This is a genomic window from Streptomyces shenzhenensis (assembly GCF_021462265.1).
Taxonomy (GTDB): Bacteria; Actinomycetota; Actinomycetes; order Streptomycetales; family Streptomycetaceae; genus Streptomyces; species Streptomyces shenzhenensis.
Genome location: NZ_JAJONF010000008.1, coordinates 127,693 through 144,706, shown reverse-complemented (window position 1 = coordinate 144,706; position 17,014 = coordinate 127,693). Strand labels below are relative to the sequence as shown.

Sequence of the window (17,014 nt, the reverse complement as noted above, 5' to 3'; positions counted from 1 at the left end):
CCCCCCCACCCCGGCAGCGTTGCCGGCGCCCGAGGAGTTCTTCTTGTGACCAGCACTGCGCAGGCATCCCAGTCAGGAGCCAGGACGGCTCACCCCGATCACCTCGGGCATGTCATCTTCATCGCGGCGGCGGCCGCCATGGGCGGTTTCCTCTTCGGCTACGACAGCTCCGTCATCAACGGTGCCGTCGAGGCGATCCGAAGCCGTTACGACATCGGGTCCGCGGCCCTCGCCCAGGTCATCGCCATCGCCCTGATCGGCTGCGCCATCGGCGCCGCGACCGCCGGCCGGATAGCCGACCGGATCGGCCGTATCCGCTGCATGCAGATCGCGGCCGTGCTGTTCACCGTCAGCGCCGTGGGCTCGGCGCTGCCCTTCGCGCTCTGGGACCTCGCGCTCTGGCGGATCATCGGCGGCTTCGCCATCGGCATGGCCTCCGTCATCGGCCCCGCCTACATCGCCGAGGTCGCCCCGCCCGCCTACCGCGGCCGCCTCGGCTCCTTCCAGCAGGCCGCGATCGTCGTGGGTATCGCGATCTCGCAGCTGGTCAACTGGGGTCTGCTCAACGCCGCCGGCGGCGACCAGCGCGGCAAGCTGATGGGTCTGGAGGCCTGGCAGGTCATGCTCGGCGTCATGGTGATCCCGGCCGTCCTGTACGGCCTGCTCTCCTTCGCGATCCCCGAGTCCCCCCGCTTCCTGCTCTCCGTCGGCAAGCGTGACCGGGCCCGCGCGATCCTCGAAGAGGTCGAGGGCAAGAGCGTGGACCTGGACGCCCGGGTCGCCGAGATCGAGCACGCGATGAAGAGCGAGCACAAGTCCACGTTCAAGGACCTGCTCGGCGGCTCCTTCTTCTTCAAGCCGATCGTCTGGGTCGGCATCGGCCTGTCGGTGTTCCAGCAGTTCGTCGGCATCAACGTGGCGTTCTACTACTCCTCCACCCTCTGGCAGTCGGTGGGCGTCGACCCGACGGACTCGTTCCTCTACTCGTTCACGACGTCGATCATCAACATCATCGGCACCGTGATCGCGATGATCTTCGTGGACCGCGTCGGCCGCAAGCCGCTGGCCCTCATCGGTTCGGTCGGCATGGTCGTCGGCCTCGCCCTGGAGGCCTGGGCCTTCTCCTACTCCCTCGTCGACGGGAAGCTGCCCGCCACACAGGGCTGGATCGCCCTGGTCGCCGCCCACGTCTTCGTCCTCTTCTTCGCCCTGTCGTGGGGTGTGGTCGTCTGGGTCTTCCTCGGCGAGATGTTCCCCAACAGGATCCGCGCCGCCGCCCTGGGCGTGGCCGCCTCCGCGCAGTGGCTGGCCAACTGGGCCATCACCGCGAGCTTCCCGTCGCTGGCCGACTGGAACCTCTCCGGCACCTACGTGATCTACACGGTCTTCGCGGCCCTCTCCATCCCGTTCGTCCTCAGGTACGTCAAGGAGACGAAGGGCAAGTCCCTGGAGGAGATGGGCTGAGCCGGCCCCCTCGACTCGGGGAGAAGGGCCAAGTCCTCGCTGCCCCTCTCCTCGTCTCCCCCCGCCGCCCCGCCCGGTCACTGGCCGGGCGGGGCGGCGGCTCGTGCACCCGGCCCAGCCACTCGGTCTCCTGATCCCGTCGCAGCCGTTTCTTCCGCCGCGACGCCGATCGGCCACGATGACGCTGTCCGGCGGTGCCGAACCGTCGCGCAGCCCCCTGTTGCGCGGGCTTCTTGGTCTCGTGGTGGACTTCGGTCGCGGCCGTTTCTTCCGCCGCGACGTTGATCAGTCACGATGGCGCTGTCCGGCGGTGCCGAACCGTCGCGCAGCCCCTGTCGCGCGGGCTTCTTGGTTTCTTGGTCTCGTGGTGGACTTCGGGCGCGGTCGCTTCTTCCGCCGCGACGTCGGTCAGCCCCGACGGCGTTGCCCGGCGGTGCCGCGTCCTCGCGTGGCCGGTCGTCGGGGTGCCTCGTCCCGCTACGCCGGCAGCGCCGGAAGCACGGCCTCCGCGAACAGCCGCAGGCTTCGCCAGCCCTCCTCCACGGGCATCCCGCCAGCCAGCGGATGCAGGACCAGGTTGTCCAGCCCGGCCGTCACGCACTCCTCCGGGGTGAGGATGCGGTAGACGCCCTCCTCGCGCAGTTCCCCGACCGTGGTCGCGGCCGACCGCACCGCCGAGTGGATGTCGCCGGACTGCCAGGACGCGTAGGTGCGCGCCTCGTGCAGGAAGTGCTCGCCGTACCGGGCCCACGTCCGGTCCGGGTCCTCGGCGATGTGCAGCAGGGGCGTCTCGGCCGTGGGCATCATCGTCCAGCCCTCCGTGCCGTACTCGGTGAGCCTCTCCTTGTAGTAGGCCTCCAGCTCCGGCAGATGCGCGCTCGGGAAGAACGGCAGGCCCAGGCGGGCGGCGCGGCGGGCGGCGGCCCTGGAGGAGCCGCCGACGAGGAGAAGGGGGTGCGGGTCGGTGAAGGGGCGGGGCGTGATCCGTACCGTACGGCCCCGGTACTCGAACTCCTCCCCGGTCCACGCCTTCAGCAGCGTCTCCAGCAACTCGTCCTGGAGCCGCCCCCGCCGCTTCCACTCCACGTCGAAGAGGGCGTACTCCTCGGGCCGGTAGCCGATCCCGGCCACCGTCACCAGCCGGCCTCCGCTGAGCAGGTCGAGGACCGCGATGTCCTCGGCAAGCCGCAGCGGGTCGTGCAGCGGGCCGATCACGGCCGACACGGTCACCGCGATGGTCCGGGTCGCCCCGAACACCGCGCCCGCGAAGGCGAACGGCGAGGGCAGCCAGTTGTTCTCGACGCCGTGGTGCTCCTCGGTCTGCACGGTGGTGACCCCGTGCTCGTCGGCGTACGCGGCCATGTCGAGGGCCGCTCGGTACCGGGCGGCCAGGGTCGCCGGGGAGGCACCGGGTTCGACGAGGTTGAAACGGACGACCGAGACGGGCATGGGGGACCCCCTTCACCGGGCGGCTGGTGCGAGGGACGTTAGCTGACGATGCGTCAGACAGCCATAGGCGAGCGTCGTCCGGCGGCGGCTCCCGGCACCACCGCCGGCTTCGGCAGCACCGCGTACAGCAGACCCGAGACGGCGATCGTCGAGAGCCAGCCGAGACCGTACCGGCCGACGGGGTTGTTGGTGGCGAGCGGGCCGGTGAACCAGTCGCACGTGGTGAAGAGCAGACCGGCGGCCAGGCCGAGCGCCCAGGCCGCGACGGCGGCGGGGGAGAAGCCCGCCCGGTACCAGTAGGCGCTGGTGCGCGTGGTGTCGAGGAGGGCCGTGGCGTCGTACTCCCGGCGGCGGAGCATGTCGGCCCCGAAGACGCCCACCCACGCCGAGAGCGCCACCGCCAGCAGCGACAGGAAGGCGATGAAGGAGGCCAGGAAGGAGGTCGCGACCAGCATGAGGGCGGCACCGAGGACCAGCGAGATCACCGCGTTGACCGATACCGCCCAGTGCCGGTGGACGCGGAAGCCCAGCGTCTGCGCGGTGAAGCCCGCCGAGTACATCGACATCGCGTTGATCGTCAGCATCCCGGCCAGGGCGATGAGGAGGTAGGGGACCGCCAGCCAGCGGGGGAGGGCCTCGCCGAGGAAGGAGACCGGGTCGGCGTCCTTGGCGAGGCCCGGCGAGGCAGCTGCCGTCACCGTGCCCATCAGGACCATCGGGAGTACGACGATCCCGGCGCCGCCGACCGTGGTGCGGACGATCGCCGCCGAGGACGCCGTACCCGGCAGATACCGTGCGAAGTCCGGCGCGGACGGTGCCCAGCTGATCCCGCCCGCCGCGATCAGCCCGGCCCCGGTGACCATCGCGGCCGCGGAGCCGGCGGGCCGGCCGAACACCCCGGCCCAGTCCGTCGCCGCGATCAGATGGCCGAGGACCAGCAGCGAGAAGGCGCCGAACAGCCAGGTCACCCACCGGTTGCAGTACCGCACCGCCCTGATGCCCATGCCCGAGATCGCGAACGTGGCGACCACGAAGAGCAGGAGCGCGACCACGACCAGGGCGGTGTTGCTCCTGATCCCGAAGGCGACGTCCACCACGGTCAGCAGCGCGTAGGCGCCGGTCACCGCGTTGATCGTCTCCCAGCCCCAGCGCGCCACCCAGATCAGTGCGCCGGGGAGCAGATTGCCGCGCTGGCCGAAGACCGCGCGGGAGAGGGCCATGCCCGGTGCGCCGCCGCGTCTGCCCGCGATGCCGACGAATCCCACCAGACCGTACGACACGACCGGCGCCGCGAGGCCGACCACCAGGGACTGCCAGAAGTTCAGTCCGAACGACACCGCCAGGCTCGCGCCCATGGTCACCAGCAGGACGGTGATGTTGGCGGCGATCCAGGTGGGGAGCAGACCGCGGGGCGTGCCGGTGCGCTCGGAGTCCGGGACCGGTTCGAGGCCCCGGGTTTCGAGGCCGCGGTGTTCCAGGGACTCCTCGAGATGTTCGAGCGCACCATCGTGGCGGGCGGTGGAGCTCATGGTCAGTCATCGTACGGGAGTCCGACCAATCCCATCAAAAGGTGCCAACAGGGTGTGACTGGATTCCGGGGATCACCCAGAAACTCCCGCGCGAGGGAACAAAGTCGGCCGTGGGGGAGGGATGGATACTGGACCCGTTATGGAAACCGTCATCCTTGCTGTAATCATCGCCGTGGTCGTGCTCGGCGTGCTCGGCGGGCTCGTCGTCGGCAGCCGGCGCAAGAAGTCGCTGCCCCCGCCGCCCCCCGCCGCGCCCGACATCACCGCGCCCCCGGCCGAGCCGCACGTCGGCGACGAGGCCGAGACGCCGCGCGACGAACCGCGCCGGACGATAGAGGAGGTCGACCTCCCCGGCGGCCCGGCTCCCGTCGTCGTGGAAGAGCTCCCCGTCCCCGAGATCGAGATCCCGGAGCCCACCGCCGGCCGGCTGGTCCGGCTGCGTGCCCGGCTCTCCCGTTCTCAGAACGCCCTCGGCAAGGGGCTGCTCACGCTGCTCTCGCGCGAGCACCTCGACGACGAGACCTGGGAGGAGATCGAGGACATCCTGCTCACCGCCGACGTCGGCGTGCAGCCCACCACCGAGCTGGTCGACCGGCTGCGCGAGCGCGTCCGGGTGCTCGGCACCCGCACCCCCGACGAGCTGCGCGGCCTGCTCCGCGAGGAGCTGCTCAACCTCATCGGCACCGACGTCGACCGGGTGGTGAAGACCGAGCCCGCCGACCGCAAGCCGGGCATCGTGATGGTCGTCGGCGTCAACGGCACCGGCAAGACCACCACCACCGGCAAGCTCGCGCGCGTCCTCGTGGCCGACGGCCGTACGGTCGTGCTCGGCGCCGCCGACACCTTCCGGGCCGCCGCCGCGGACCAGCTCCAGACCTGGGGCGAGCGCGTCGGCGCTTACACCGTGCGCGGCCCCGAGGCCGGCGACCCCGCCTCCGTCGCCTTCGACGCGGTGAAGGAGGGCAAGGAGATGGGCGTCGACGTGGTGCTCATCGACACCGCCGGGCGCCTCCACACCAAGACCGGCCTCATGGACGAGCTGGGCAAGGTCAAGCGGGTCGTCGAGAAGCACGCCCCGCTGGACGAGGTGCTGCTCGTCCTCGACGCCACCACCGGCCAGAACGGCCTGGTCCAGGCCCGGGTCTTCGCCGAGGTCGTCGACATCACCGGCATCGTCCTCACCAAGCTGGACGGCACCGCCAAGGGCGGCATCGTGATCGCGGTCCAGCGCGAACTGGGCGTGCCCGTCAAGCTCGTCGGCCTCGGCGAGGGCGCGGACGACCTGGCGCCGTTCGAGCCCGAGGCGTTCGTGGATGCCCTTATCGGTGACTGACCGGGAGGGGGTGGATTTACCCACCCCGAGATCGCCAAGAAGCGCCCGATCCCCGAAGACCCAGTCGGGGACGGGCGCTTCGGCGTATCCGCCCCGGGCCCTGCGGCTACGCCCGCGACCGGTGCGCCACGTAGGCCAGCGTCCCCAGCAGCAGCCTCGCCGCCGGTGGCCTCGTCGCCGAGTCCAGGGCCGGCGGGCGCAGCCAGCGGACCGGGCCCAGGCCGCCCCGGTCGGACGGCGGGGCGGTGATGTGGCTGCCCGAGCCGAGGCCGCGCAGGTCGAGGGAGGCCGGGTCGTCCCAGCCCGTGCGGTAGAGCAGCTCGGGGAGCTCGGCGGTGGCGCCGGGGGCGACGAAGAAGTGGGCGCGGCCGTCCGGGGTGGCGGTGACCGGGCCGAGCGGGAGGCCCATGCGCTCCAGGCGGACCAGGGCGCGGCGCCCGGCGGGCTCGGCGACCTCGATCACGTCGAACGCGCGGCCGACCGGCAGCATCACCGCCGCGCCCGGGAACTCTCCCCAGGCCTTGATGACCTCGTCGAGCGTGGCGCCCGCGGACACCTGGGGCGCGAAGTCCAGCGGATGCGCTCCCGGCGCGGGGCAGTCGGCGTGCCCGCAGGAGCAGGAGCAGGCGCCGGCCGCGGCCCGGGCGCCCGGGACCACGTCCCAGCCCCACAGTCCGGTGAACTCGGCGACGGCGGTGCAGTCCGATGAGCGACCGCGCCGACGGGTGCCGGAGCGGATCTCGCGAATGCCGCCGATCGTGAAGCCCATGCCCCCTCCAACGGGTCCGGCGCGCCGGTGGTTACGACACGGAACGGGACGGAAACGGAACGTGACGCTACGGCTCCGCCTTCCCTCGCGCCCGCAAGGTCACGGCAGCGCCCTGAAGCGCCCGGGGTGGTGTACCTGGAGGCGCGCGCCCCCGAGTGCATCGCTCCGCCTACTCCCGGCCGTCCTATGTCAAGTGAATCGCGCCAAAGGCATCGTGGGTTCATTCAAAGGGGTGGCGAATGGTGGCGTTTCCGGGATCGCCATGGCTGGAGCAGTGATCGTAGGATTACTTTGAGTGCACGAGGCCTGGGGGCACTTGCACTCGTGGGTATGCCGGAGGCAACTCGGCTTCCCGTTCGAAGGGTGAGAACCACCGGACGGGCGGCCGTATTTACCGGCATTCTGATAGGGCTTGGCGCATCCGGCATCAAGTGGTCTCAGGGATGGGGGCGTTCCAGTGGGCGGCAACAGCGGTAGCGGGACGACCGCGGCCAGCGTGGACAAGCGCCCCAATGAGCTGCTCAACTCGTGGTTCGTGCGCAGCGGCTGGTCGAAGGGCGAACTGGCTCGGCAAGTGAACCGCAGGGCACGCCAATTGGGCGCCAACCACATCTCCACGGACACCTCCAGAGTGCGCCGCTGGCTCGACGGGGAGAACCCGCGCGAGCCGATCCCCCGGATCCTCTCCGAGCTGTTCTCCGAACGGTTCGGCTGCGTCGTCTCGGTCGAGGACCTGGGGCTGCGGGCCGCCCGTCAGTCACCCTCGGCGACCGGCGTCGACCTGCCCTGGACGGGCCCGCAGACGGTGGCCCTGCTCAGCGAGTTCTCGCGCAGCGACCTGATGCTGGCGCGGCGCGGCTTCCTCGGAACGTCGCTGGTGCTGACGGCGGGCCCGTCCCTCATCGAGCCCCTGCAGCGCTGGCTGGTTCCCTCGCCGGGCGGCCCCCAGCCGCCCCCCGAGTCCGCCGCCGACTCCCGCCGCCCCGGCCGCCTCTCCCGGCCCGAGCTGGAGCTGCTGGAGTCCACCACGGTGATGTTCCGTCAGTGGGACGCCCAGTGCGGCGGCGGCCTGCGCCGCAAGGCGGTCGTCGGCCAGCTGCACGAGGTGACCGACCTCCTCCAGGAACCCCAGCCCGAGGCCACCGCCCGCAGGCTCTTCAAGGTCGCCGCCGAACTGGCCGAGCTGGCCGGCTGGATGTCGTACGACGTCGGGCTCCAGCCCACCGCCCAGAAGTACTTCGTGCTCGCCCTGCACGCGGCCAAGGAGGCCGGTGACAAGCCGCTGGGCTCGTACATCCTCTCCAGCATGAGCCGCCAGATGATCCACCTCGGCCGGCCCGACGACGCCCTGGAGCTGATCCACCTCGCCCAGTACGGCAGCCGGGACTGCGCCAGCCCGCGCACCCAGTCGATGCTGTATGCGATGGAGGCCCGCGCCTACGCCAACATGGGGCAGCCCGGCAAGTGCAAGCGGGCGGTCCGGATGGCCGAGGACACCTTCGCCGAGGCCGACGAATGGGACGCCCCGGACCCCGACTGGATCCGGTTCTTCTCCGAGGCCGAGCTCTACGGCGAGAACAGCCACTCCTTCCGTGACCTCGCCTATGTCGCCGGCCGCAGCCCCACCTACGCCTCGCTGGCCGAGCCGCTGATGCGCAAGGCCGTCGAGCTGTTCGCCAAGGACGCCGAGCACCAGCGGTCGTACGCACTCAATCTGATCGGCATGGCCACCGTGCACCTGCTGCGGGGCGAGCCCGAGCAGAGCACGGTACTGGCCTCCGAGGCCATGGGCATCGCCAAGAAGGTGCGCTCCGAGCGCGTCAACACTCGTATTCGAAAGACGGTCGACTCGGCCGTCCGCGAACACGGCGATCTCGCGGCCGTCGTCGACCTCACCGAACAGCTCGCCGTCGACCTCCCGGAGACCGCCGAGGCGGTCTGAGCCCCGGCGAACCCGAGACCCCGGCCGCGGCCGGTCCTCCCGAATGCCCGACTCGGCTCCCCCACGCCAGGTCGTCGGAAGGCCGCCGCGGCCGGTTTCGTTCCTCTGGGTGAAGGTTGCGTCACGATAACGATCCGGTCGGCGAACATCAGGCAGTTCATCGAGGCGTAACACCCACGACTCCTTCGTCACTGCGGCGAAACAACGAGGGGCGGTGTCCGAAACCGCGCTGCGTCAATCTCATGGCGCATAACCGGCCCACCCCCCGCTTGACCGGACCGCATTCAGGCCAACGCCCGCACCCGGGGCCGTATCAATCGACGAGGAGACGCCGATGGCACCAGCCGCCATCACGCTTGCCGCGGAGGCACCCAAACTGTCCTCCGCGAACACAGGCTTCATGCTCATCTGTTCCGCCCTGGTGCTGCTCATGACACCGGGCCTCGCCTTCTTCTACGGAGGCATGGTCCGCGTCAAGAGCACCCTGAACATGCTGATGATGAGTTTCGTCAGCATCGGGATCGTCACCATCCTGTGGGTGCTCTACGGCTTCTCCCTGGCCTTCGGCTCCAGCAACGGCTTCATCGGCTTCAACTCCGACTGGCTGGGCATGAGCAACGTCGGACTGACGGAGCTCTGGGACGGCTACACGATCCCGATCTTCGTGTTCATGGTCTTCCAGATGATGTTCGCGGTCATCACCCCGGCCCTGATAAGCGGCGCCATCGCCGACCGCGTCAAGTTCTCGGCCTGGGCGCTCTTCGTCGCCCTGTGGCTCACGATCGTCTACGTCCCGGTCGCCCACTGGGTCTGGGGCGCCGACGGCTGGGCCTACAAGCTCGGCGTGATCGACTTCGCCGGTGGTACCGCGGTCCACATCAACGCCGGTGCCGGCGCCCTCGGCGTCATCCTGGTCATCGGCAAGCGCGTCGGCTTCAAGAAGGACCCGATGCGCCCGCACAGCCTCCCGCTGGTCATGCTCGGCGCCGGTCTGCTGTGGTTCGGCTGGTTCGGCTTCAACGCCGGCTCGTGGCTCGGCAACGACGACGGCGTCGGCGCGCTGATGTTCGTCAACACGCAGGTCGCCACCGCCGCCGCCATGCTCGCCTGGCTCGCCTACGAGAAGATCCGCCACGGCGCGTTCACCACCCTGGGCGCCGCCTCCGGCGCGGTCGCCGGTCTGGTCGCGATCACCCCGTCCGGTGGCGCGGTCTCCCCGCTCGGCGCGATCGCCGTCGGCGCCATCGCCGGTGTCGCCTGCGCCGCGGCCGTCGGACTGAAGTTCAAGTTCGGCTACGACGACTCCCTCGACGTCGTCGGCGTCCACATGGTCGGCGGCATCATCGGCTCCCTGCTCATCGGCTTCTTCGCCACCGGCAAGGGCCAGTCCACCGCGACCGGCGTCTTCTACGGCGACCACAGCTGGACCCAGCTGTGGAAGCAGTTCGCCGGTGTCGGCGCGGTCCTCGGCTACTCCCTGGTCGCCTCCGCTGTCCTCGCCTTCCTCCTCGACAAGACTCTCGGCATGCGGGTCACCGAGGACGAGGAGATCTCCGGTATCGACCAGGCCGAGCACGCCGAGACTGCATACGACTTCAGTGGTGCGGGCGGCGGTGTCGTCGGCTCCGTCTCCGCCGCGGCCCTGGCCGGTTCGAGCAAGAAGGTGGACGCATGAAGCTCATCACCGCCGTCGTGAAGCCCCACCGGCTCGACGAGATCAAGGAGGCCCTGCAGGCCTTCGGCGTGCACGGCCTCACGGTCACCGAGGCCAGCGGCTACGGTCGGCAGCGCGGCCACACCGAGGTCTACCGTGGTGCCGAGTACACGGTCGACCTGGTGCCCAAGATCCGCATCGAGGTGCTGACCGAGGACGAGGACGCCGAACAGGTGATCGACGTCGTCGTCAAGGCCGCCCGCACCGGCAAGATCGGTGACGGCAAGGTCTGGTCGGTCCCGGTCGAGACCGCCGTACGGGTCCGCACCGGCGAGCGCGGCCCGGACGCGCTGTAGAACAGAACCACCTGAACACAGGCAGGAGTCGCTGGGTGACGGGTACGGAAGTGCGGAACGACGCGGAGAACACGGGACCCAGCGGCTACGCGGCGGCCCGGCTGCGCCTCCTCAGCGAGGGGGCGCGGTCCGGGCCGCCGCGCCGTGCCGCCCTCGCCGAGCTGACCGACGCATGGCTGACCGGGCTGTTCGCCGCCGCCACCGAGGGCGTCAAGGGCGGCGTCTCGCTCGTCGCCGTCGGCGGCTACGGCCGCGGCGAGCTCTCCCCACGCAGCGACCTGGACCTCCTGCTGCTGCACGACGACGGCGACTCCGGCGCGCTGGCCGCCGTCGCCGACCGGCTCTGGTACCCCGTCTGGGACCTGGGCCTGGCCCTCGACCACTCCGTGCGCACCCCCGCCGAGGCCCGCAGGACCGCCGGCGAGGACCTCAAGGTCCAGCTCGGCCTCCTCGACGCCCGACACGTCGCCGGAGACCTCGGCCTGACCTCCTCGCTGCGCACCGCGATCCTCGCCGACTGGCGCAACCAGGCGCCCAAGCGCCTTCCCGAACTCCAGGAGCTCTGCGCCGAGCGCGCCGAACGCCAGGGCGAGCTCCAGTACCTGCTGGAACCCGACCTGAAGGAGGCCCGCGGCGGCCTGCGGGACGCCACCGCGCTGCGCGCCGTCGCCGCCTCCTGGCTGGCCGACGCCCCGCGCGAGGGCCTCGCCGACGCCCGCAGGCGGCTCCTCGACGTCCGCGACGCCCTGCACCTGGCCACAGGGCGCGCCACCGACCGCCTGGCGCTCCAGGAGCAGGACCAGGTCGCCGCCGAACTGGACCTCCTCGACGCCGACACCCTGCTGCGCCAGGTCTACGAGGCCGCCCGCGTCATCTCGTACGCCAGCGACGTCACCTGGCGCGAAGTCGGACGGGTCCTGCGCTCGCGCGCCGTCCGTCCCCGGCTGCGCGCCATGCTGGGCGGCGGCAAGCCGGTCGCCGAGCGCTCCCCGCTCGCCGAAGGGGTGGTGGAGCAGGACGGCGAAGTGGTGCTCGCCCGCGCCGCCCGCCCCGAACGCGACCCCGTGCTCCCGCTGCGCGCGGCGGCGGCCGCCGCCCAGGCCGGCCTCCCGCTCTCCCTGCACGCCGTACGGCGCATGGCCGCCACCGCACGCCCCCTGCCCACGCCCTGGCCCGCCGAGGCCCGCGAGCAACTGGTCACCCTGCTCGGCTCCGGCCGCCCGACCGTCGAGGTCTGGGAGGCGCTGGAGGCGGAGGGCCTGGTCACCCGCCTGCTGCCCGACTGGGAGCGGGTGCGCTGCCGGCCGCAGCGCAACGCCGTGCACATCTGGACCGTCGACCGGCACCTGATCGAGACCGCCGTCCGCGCCTCCGAGTTCGCCCGCCGCGTCCACCGCCCCGACCTGCTGCTGGTCGCCGCCCTGCTGCACGACATCGGCAAGGGCTGGCCCGGCGACCACTCGGTGGCCGGCGAGATCATCGTCAAGGACGTGGCGGCCAGGATCGGCTTCGACCGCGCCGACGTGGCGGTCCTGTCGGCCCTCGTACGGCACCACCTGCTGCTCATCGAGACCGCCACCCGGCGCGACCTCGATGACCCGGCCACGGTCCGCCTGGTCGCCGACGCGGTCGGCACCCAGAGCACCCTGGAGCTGCTGCACGCCCTCACCGAGGCCGACGCGCTGGCCACCGGCCCGGCGGCCTGGTCGACCTGGCGCGGCTCGCTCGTCGCCGACCTGGTGAAGCGGGTCGCGGCGGTCCTCGCCGGGGAAACCGCCGACGAACCCGAACCGGGCGCGCCCACGGCCGAGCAGGAGCGGCTGGCCATCGAGGCCCACCGTACCGGCGCCCCGGTCCTGGCCCTGCGCGCCCAGACCGAGCCGGCGGCCGCCGGCGAGGAGCCCGCGGGCGACCCCGAACCGCTCGGCGTCGAACTGGTCATCGCCGTACCGGACCAGCCGGGCGTCCTCCCCGCCGTCTCCGGCGTGCTGGCCATGCACCGCCTCACGGTCCGCACGGCCGAACTGCGCGCCCTCCAGCTGCCCGCCGACGTCGACGACGGCACCGTCCTGCTCCTCAACTGGCGGGTCGCGGCCGAGTACGGCTCGCTGCCGCAGGCGGCCCGGCTCCGCGCCGACCTGGTCCGCGCCCTGGACGGCTCCCTGGACATCGCCGGCCGCCTCGCGGAACGGGACGCGGCCTATCCGAGGCGCCGGGGCTGGGTGGCCCCGCCGCCGCGCGTGACGGTGGCCTCCGCGGCCTCCCGGCACGCGACGGTCTTCGAGGTCCGCGCCCAGGACGCGCCGGGTCTGCTGTTCCGGATCGGGCGGGCGCTTGAGGACGCCGGGGTACGGGTGCGCAGCGCGCATGTCAGCACGCTCGGCTCCAACGCCGTCGACGCCTTCTACGTGACCGGCACCGACCACGCGCCGCTGCCCGCGGAGGAGGCGGCCGCTGTGGCCAGGAAGCTGGAGGAGACGCTGCGGGCGTGACCCCGGGCTCGCGTCACGCGTTTCACCGGGTGTGCCCCCCGCCGAGGCGGGGGGCCCGGATCTTCGCGGGAAGGGCCGGGCCGGCGATGCCTGCTCCCCGCCGCTGCGGGGATCCCGTCCCCGGTCACCGTCCGCGGATCCGGCAGGCGGGGACGAATAGCTTGCGCGGCCAGATACCCTGGAGGGCAGCCCAGACTGTCGCCTAAGCCGAGGACCGACGCAGCCGTGTTCGATACCCTTTCTGATCGCCTCTCAGCCACTTTCAAGTCCCTCCGGGGCAAAGGTCGGCTCAGCGAGGCGGATATCGACGCCACGGCCCGGGAAATCCGCATCGCCCTTCTTGAGGCGGACGTGGCCCTCCCGGTCGTCCGCACGTTCATCAAGAACGTCAAGGAGCGCTCGCTGGGCGCCGAGGTCTCCAAGGCGCTGAACCCGGCCCAGCAGGTCCTGAAGATCGTCAACGACGAGCTGGTCACGATCCTCGGCGGTGAGACGCGCCGGCTGCGGTTCGCCAAGCAGCCGCCCACCGTGATCATGCTGGCCGGTCTCCAGGGTGCCGGTAAGACCACCCTCGCGGGCAAGCTCGGCCGCTGGCTCAAGGAGCAGGGTCACTCGCCGCTGCTCGTCGCCGCCGACCTCCAGCGCCCCAACGCCGTCAACCAGCTGAGCGTGGTCGCCGAGCGCGCCGGTGTCGCCGTCTACGCGCCCGAGCCCGGCAACGGCGTCGGGGACCCGGTCAAGGTCGCCAAGGACTCGATCGAGTTCGCCAAGCAGAAGGTCCACGACATCGTGATCGTGGACACCGCCGGCCGGCTCGGTATCGACCAGGAGCTGATGCGGCAGGCGGCCGACATCCGGGACGCCGTCTCTCCCGACGAGATCCTCTTCGTCGTCGACGCCATGATCGGCCAGGACGCCGTCACGACCGCCGAGGCCTTCCAGGACGGCGTCGGCTTCGACGGTGTCGTCCTGTCCAAGCTCGACGGTGACGCCCGCGGCGGTGCCGCGCTCTCCATCCGCCAGGTCACCGGCAAGCCGATCATGTTCGCGTCGAACGGCGAGAAGCTGGAGGACTTCGACGCCTTCCACCCGGACCGGATGGCCTCCCGCATCCTCGACATGGGTGACCTGCTCACCCTCATCGAGCAGGCGGAGAAGACGTTCAGCCAGGAAGAGGCCCAGAAGATGGCCTCCAAGCTGGCGTCGAAGAAGGGCCAGGACTTCACCCTGGACGACTTCCTGGCCCAGATGGAACAGGTCAGGAAGATGGGCAGCATCAGCAAGCTGCTCGGGATGCTGCCCGGCATGGGGCAGATCAAGGACCAGATCAACAACCTCGACGAGCGGGACGTCGACCGCACCGCCGCGATCATCAAGTCGATGACCCCGGGCGAGCGCCAGGACCCGACGATCATCAACGGCTCGCGCCGCGCCCGTATCGCCAAGGGTTCCGGTGTCGAGGTCAGCGCCGTGAAGAACCTCGTCGAGCGGTTCTTCGAGGCCCGCAAGATGATGTCCCGCATGGCACAGGGCGGCGGCATGCCGGGCATGCCGGGGATCCCGGGCATGGGCGGCGGCCCCGGCCGGCAGAAGAAGCAGCCGAAGCAGGCCAAGGGCAAGCAGCGCTCCGGCAACCCGATGAAGCGCAGGCAGCAGGAGCTTGAGGAGGCGCAGCGCCGCGAGGCCGCCGCGCAGGGCGGGAACGCCTTCGGGCTGCCGCAGCAGGGCGCCGAGGACTTCGAGCTGCCGGACGAGTTCAAGAAGTTCATGGGCTGAGGTCGCCCACCGCGAGTGCCGGGGGCCGCAGCGGCCTCTGGCGAGCGCGGACGACGGCGGCTCAGCTCGACCGTGTGACGGCCGCTTCAGGGGTCGCTGACCCAGGTGCGCACCGGCGCGACGTGATCGGCGCGCTCCGGGACGCCGGGTGTGGTGCCGGAACGCTCACCACACGCGGGCGATCAGATACCGGAAGACGTTCGGCATCCACACCGTGCCGTCGGGCCGCAGGTGCGTGTGGAGGGCCTCGGTCAGCTCCTTGCCGGTCTGCTCCTGGCCGACCGCCGCGATCCCCGTGTCGAACAGCCCGGTCGACAGCAGCCCCCGCACGGCGCTGTCCATGTCGGCGTACCCGAACGGACAGGAGACCCGCCCGGAACCGTCGATCCGCAGACCGGCCCGCTGGGCCACTTCCTCCAGATCGTCCCGGCAGACGGGCCGCCAGCTTCCGGCGCTCCGCAAAGGATCGGCCAACTTCGCGGCCACCCGGAGCACGGACGAGGTCGCGCAGCGTTCCGGCGGACCCCAGCCGGCCAGCACCACGGCGGCGCCGTGCTCCGCCAGGGGCGTCGCCTCGGCGAGCAGGTCACCGAGTTCCTCGGCGTCGCCGGCCAGGCAGCCGATCGGGTCGAAGGCGGTGATCAGGTCGTACGCCGACGCCTGCCCGACCGCCGCGTCCCGGGGCGTGCCCTCGACGATCCGGGCGGAGCGGCCACGCGCGCGTGCGCTCTGGGCCGGGTCGGGCAGCAGACGCTCACGGGCGAGCGCGAGCCGTTCGCGGCAGGAGTCGACACCGGTGACCGAGGCCCCTCTGGCCGCCGCCATCAGCAGGGCGAGACCGGAACCGCAGCGCAGGCCGAGCAGCCGGGTGGCGGGGCCCACTTCGAGTCGTTCGTGGACGGTTTCGTAGAGCGGCACCAGCATCCGCTCCTGGATCTCGGACCAGTCACGCGCGCGTGCGCCCAAGTTCACACGGGGTGGTGAGTCCGCGTGAGACAGGTGGCGCCGCACGAGCGTAGGTGTCATAGGTAAGCGCCCCAATCCGCCGAGAGTTACGCACTGACCGATTCCGTGGCCCCCGTGTCGTGCGCTCGCACGTCCCACGTATGCCACATAACTCCGGGCTCGCGACGGCGTCCAGAGGCCGCGGGTCCCGGCTTGCGCGTGGGCCCTGACTGTGGCGAGATTTCACATCCCGGCAACTTGGGGCTCTACCATCTGACCCACGGCCCGGCGGTTCCGGCCATGGCCGGGCGGACCGGCGACCGCACGGTCCGGCCGCCGGAGCGGGGCCGGTGCCGGAGGGCGACGGGCCGCGGGTAACGTCGGGGCCGCCGCGCGCGCTGACGGGGTGGGGCTTCGGCCACGAGGCGACCGAAACGCCACTTGCGTATCCGTCGGCCTTCGTCGTCCAGGCGTCCGGGCCATGGGTACGTGGCGGGTCGTACGTCAGGCTACGCACCGGCTTGGTACGGCCTGTGCGGCTTCTCCGCAGATCAGCGCACCCGTACTCGTCTCCACGCATCAGCGGCAACTGACGGGTAAGTGCAAATTATTTGGGATGCCCCGGAATAGGAACACAGAGGCACTCCCGCTCGTTCTCATTACGTGAGCACGACACAGACACCACCTGTTCTCGCCGCAGAGCTGGCACAGGCGTGGGCCGACATTCAGCGGTACCACCCCGAGCTGCCGGACCTTGCCGCGCCAGAGTCCCTGATCGGGGAGTCGTCGTCCGCGTGCGGGCACGAGCTCTCCTTCGAGCGACTGCTCCATGAGGCAGTCCACGGCATCGCCGCCTCCCGGGGGATCCGCGACACCTCCCGGGCCGGCCGCTACCACAACCGCCGATTCCTCGCGATCGCCGAGGAGCTGGGCCTGGACCACCCCGACGAGCCGCATCCCAGCAGCGGCTTCTCGCTGGTCACGCTCAACCCCGAGGCGAAGCGCCGCTACCGCCCCACCATCGACAGACTGCAGCGCGCTCTCAAGGCGCACACGGTGGCCACGTCCGCCGACACCACCCGCGCCTTCCGCGGCCCGGCCGCCCGCCACGGCTCCTCCGGCGGCGGCGTCCGGGTCAAGGCGGTGTGCGACTGCGGCCGCAACGTCCGGGTGGTCCCGTCGGTCCTGGCCCAGGCCCCCATCGTCTGCGGCGGCTGCGGCAAACCGTTCCGCATCCCGGAGGTCGCGGGGGCGGCATAGGCCACGGCTGCTCGTGGCAGCCGCAGCCATTGCTCCGCCGCCGGC

The 17,014-nt window shown here is 71.4% G+C and carries 12 protein-coding genes; 8 read left to right on the top strand and 4 right to left on the bottom strand.

Going from position 1 to position 17,014, the window contains the following annotated elements:
- The first annotated feature begins 45 nt into the window (after positions 1 to 45).
- Entirely contained in the window at positions 46 to 1,464 is a 1,419-nt protein-coding gene (locus LQ326_RS13905) for a sugar porter family MFS transporter (protein WP_234536197.1), read from the top strand.
- Between the two features lie 477 nt (positions 1,465 to 1,941).
- Here the strand turns inward: LQ326_RS13905 and LQ326_RS13900 are convergent, their stop codons facing one another.
- On the bottom strand, positions 1,942 to 2,913 hold the full coding sequence (locus LQ326_RS13900; protein WP_234536195.1) for an LLM class flavin-dependent oxidoreductase: 972 nt from the start codon (positions 2,911 to 2,913) through the stop codon (positions 1,942 to 1,944).
- A gap of 53 nt (positions 2,914 to 2,966) precedes the next feature.
- A complete protein-coding gene (locus LQ326_RS13895) occupies positions 2,967 to 4,442 on the bottom strand; it encodes a cytosine permease (RefSeq protein WP_234536192.1) in 1,476 nt (491 codons plus the stop codon).
- Positions 4,443 to 4,581: 139 nt separating this feature from the next.
- Between LQ326_RS13895 and ftsY the strand changes: the two genes are divergently transcribed.
- Positions 4,582 to 5,775 carry a signal recognition particle-docking protein FtsY gene (ftsY, locus tag LQ326_RS13890; protein ID WP_234536188.1) on the top strand — a complete coding sequence of 398 codons (1,194 nt, stop codon included), beginning with the start codon at positions 4,582 to 4,584 and terminating at the stop codon, positions 5,773 to 5,775.
- 106 nt (positions 5,776 to 5,881) lie between these two features.
- On the opposite strand, the gene LQ326_RS13885 is transcribed toward ftsY, so the two are convergent.
- Positions 5,882 to 6,544, bottom strand: coding sequence for a bifunctional DNA primase/polymerase (locus LQ326_RS13885; RefSeq protein WP_234536185.1), 663 nt, complete (start codon positions 6,542 to 6,544; stop codon positions 5,882 to 5,884).
- A gap of 457 nt (positions 6,545 to 7,001) precedes the next feature.
- On the opposite strand from LQ326_RS13885, the gene nsdA reads away from it, so the two are divergent.
- From nsdA to ffh, 5 genes are all read left to right on the top strand, one after another.
- Positions 7,002 to 8,486 (top strand): transcriptional repressor NsdA, encoded by a 1,485-nt coding sequence (nsdA, locus tag LQ326_RS13880; RefSeq protein ID WP_234536182.1) that lies wholly within the window; start codon positions 7,002 to 7,004, stop codon positions 8,484 to 8,486.
- A 334-nt stretch (positions 8,487 to 8,820) separates the two neighbouring features.
- Positions 8,821 to 10,161: an ammonium transporter gene (locus LQ326_RS13875; RefSeq protein WP_234536180.1), complete on the top strand. Its 1,341-nt coding sequence runs from the start codon at positions 8,821 to 8,823 to the stop codon at positions 10,159 to 10,161.
- On the top strand, positions 10,158 to 10,496 hold the full coding sequence (locus LQ326_RS13870) for a P-II family nitrogen regulator (protein ID WP_234536177.1): 339 nt from the start codon (positions 10,158 to 10,160) through the stop codon (positions 10,494 to 10,496). Before LQ326_RS13875 ends, LQ326_RS13870 begins: the two co-directional genes overlap by 4 nt.
- 35 nt (positions 10,497 to 10,531) lie before the next feature.
- Complete coding sequence (locus LQ326_RS13865; RefSeq protein ID WP_234536173.1) at positions 10,532 to 12,988, top strand: [protein-PII] uridylyltransferase; 2,457 nt, start codon at positions 10,532 to 10,534, stop codon at positions 12,986 to 12,988.
- A 225-nt stretch (positions 12,989 to 13,213) separates the two neighbouring features.
- Complete coding sequence (gene ffh, locus LQ326_RS13860) at positions 13,214 to 14,764, top strand: signal recognition particle protein (RefSeq protein ID WP_234536172.1); 1,551 nt, start codon at positions 13,214 to 13,216, stop codon at positions 14,762 to 14,764.
- Positions 14,765 to 14,929: 165 nt separating this feature from the next.
- Here the strand turns inward: ffh and LQ326_RS13855 are convergent, their stop codons facing one another.
- The gene (locus LQ326_RS13855) at positions 14,930 to 15,790 is read right to left on the bottom strand and encodes a class I SAM-dependent methyltransferase (RefSeq protein WP_234536169.1); all 861 of its coding nucleotides are present in this window, start codon (positions 15,788 to 15,790) and stop codon (positions 14,930 to 14,932) included.
- Between the two features lie 582 nt (positions 15,791 to 16,372).
- Here LQ326_RS13855 and LQ326_RS13850 point away from each other — a divergent pair.
- Positions 16,373 to 16,969 (top strand): hypothetical protein, encoded by a 597-nt coding sequence (locus LQ326_RS13850; protein ID WP_234536167.1) that lies wholly within the window; start codon positions 16,373 to 16,375, stop codon positions 16,967 to 16,969.
- Positions 16,970 to 17,014 lie beyond the last annotated feature (45 nt).

Coding starts and splice junctions, on each gene's coding strand:
- LQ326_RS13875 (WP_234536180.1), top strand. CDS start 8,821: ATGGCACCAGCCGCCATCACGCTTGCCGCGGAGGCACCCAAACTGTCC.
- LQ326_RS13895 (WP_234536192.1), bottom strand. CDS start 4,442: ATGAGCTCCACCGCCCGCCACGATGGTGCGCTCGAACATCTCGAGGAG.
- LQ326_RS13900 (WP_234536195.1), bottom strand. CDS start 2,913: ATGCCCGTCTCGGTCGTCCGTTTCAACCTCGTCGAACCCGGTGCCTCC.
- LQ326_RS13870 (WP_234536177.1), top strand. CDS start 10,158: ATGAAGCTCATCACCGCCGTCGTGAAGCCCCACCGGCTCGACGAGATC.
- LQ326_RS13885 (WP_234536185.1), bottom strand. CDS start 6,544: ATGGGCTTCACGATCGGCGGCATTCGCGAGATCCGCTCCGGCACCCGT.
- LQ326_RS13855 (WP_234536169.1), bottom strand. CDS start 15,790: ATGACACCTACGCTCGTGCGGCGCCACCTGTCTCACGCGGACTCACCA.
- ftsY (WP_234536188.1), top strand. CDS start 4,582: ATGGAAACCGTCATCCTTGCTGTAATCATCGCCGTGGTCGTGCTCGGC.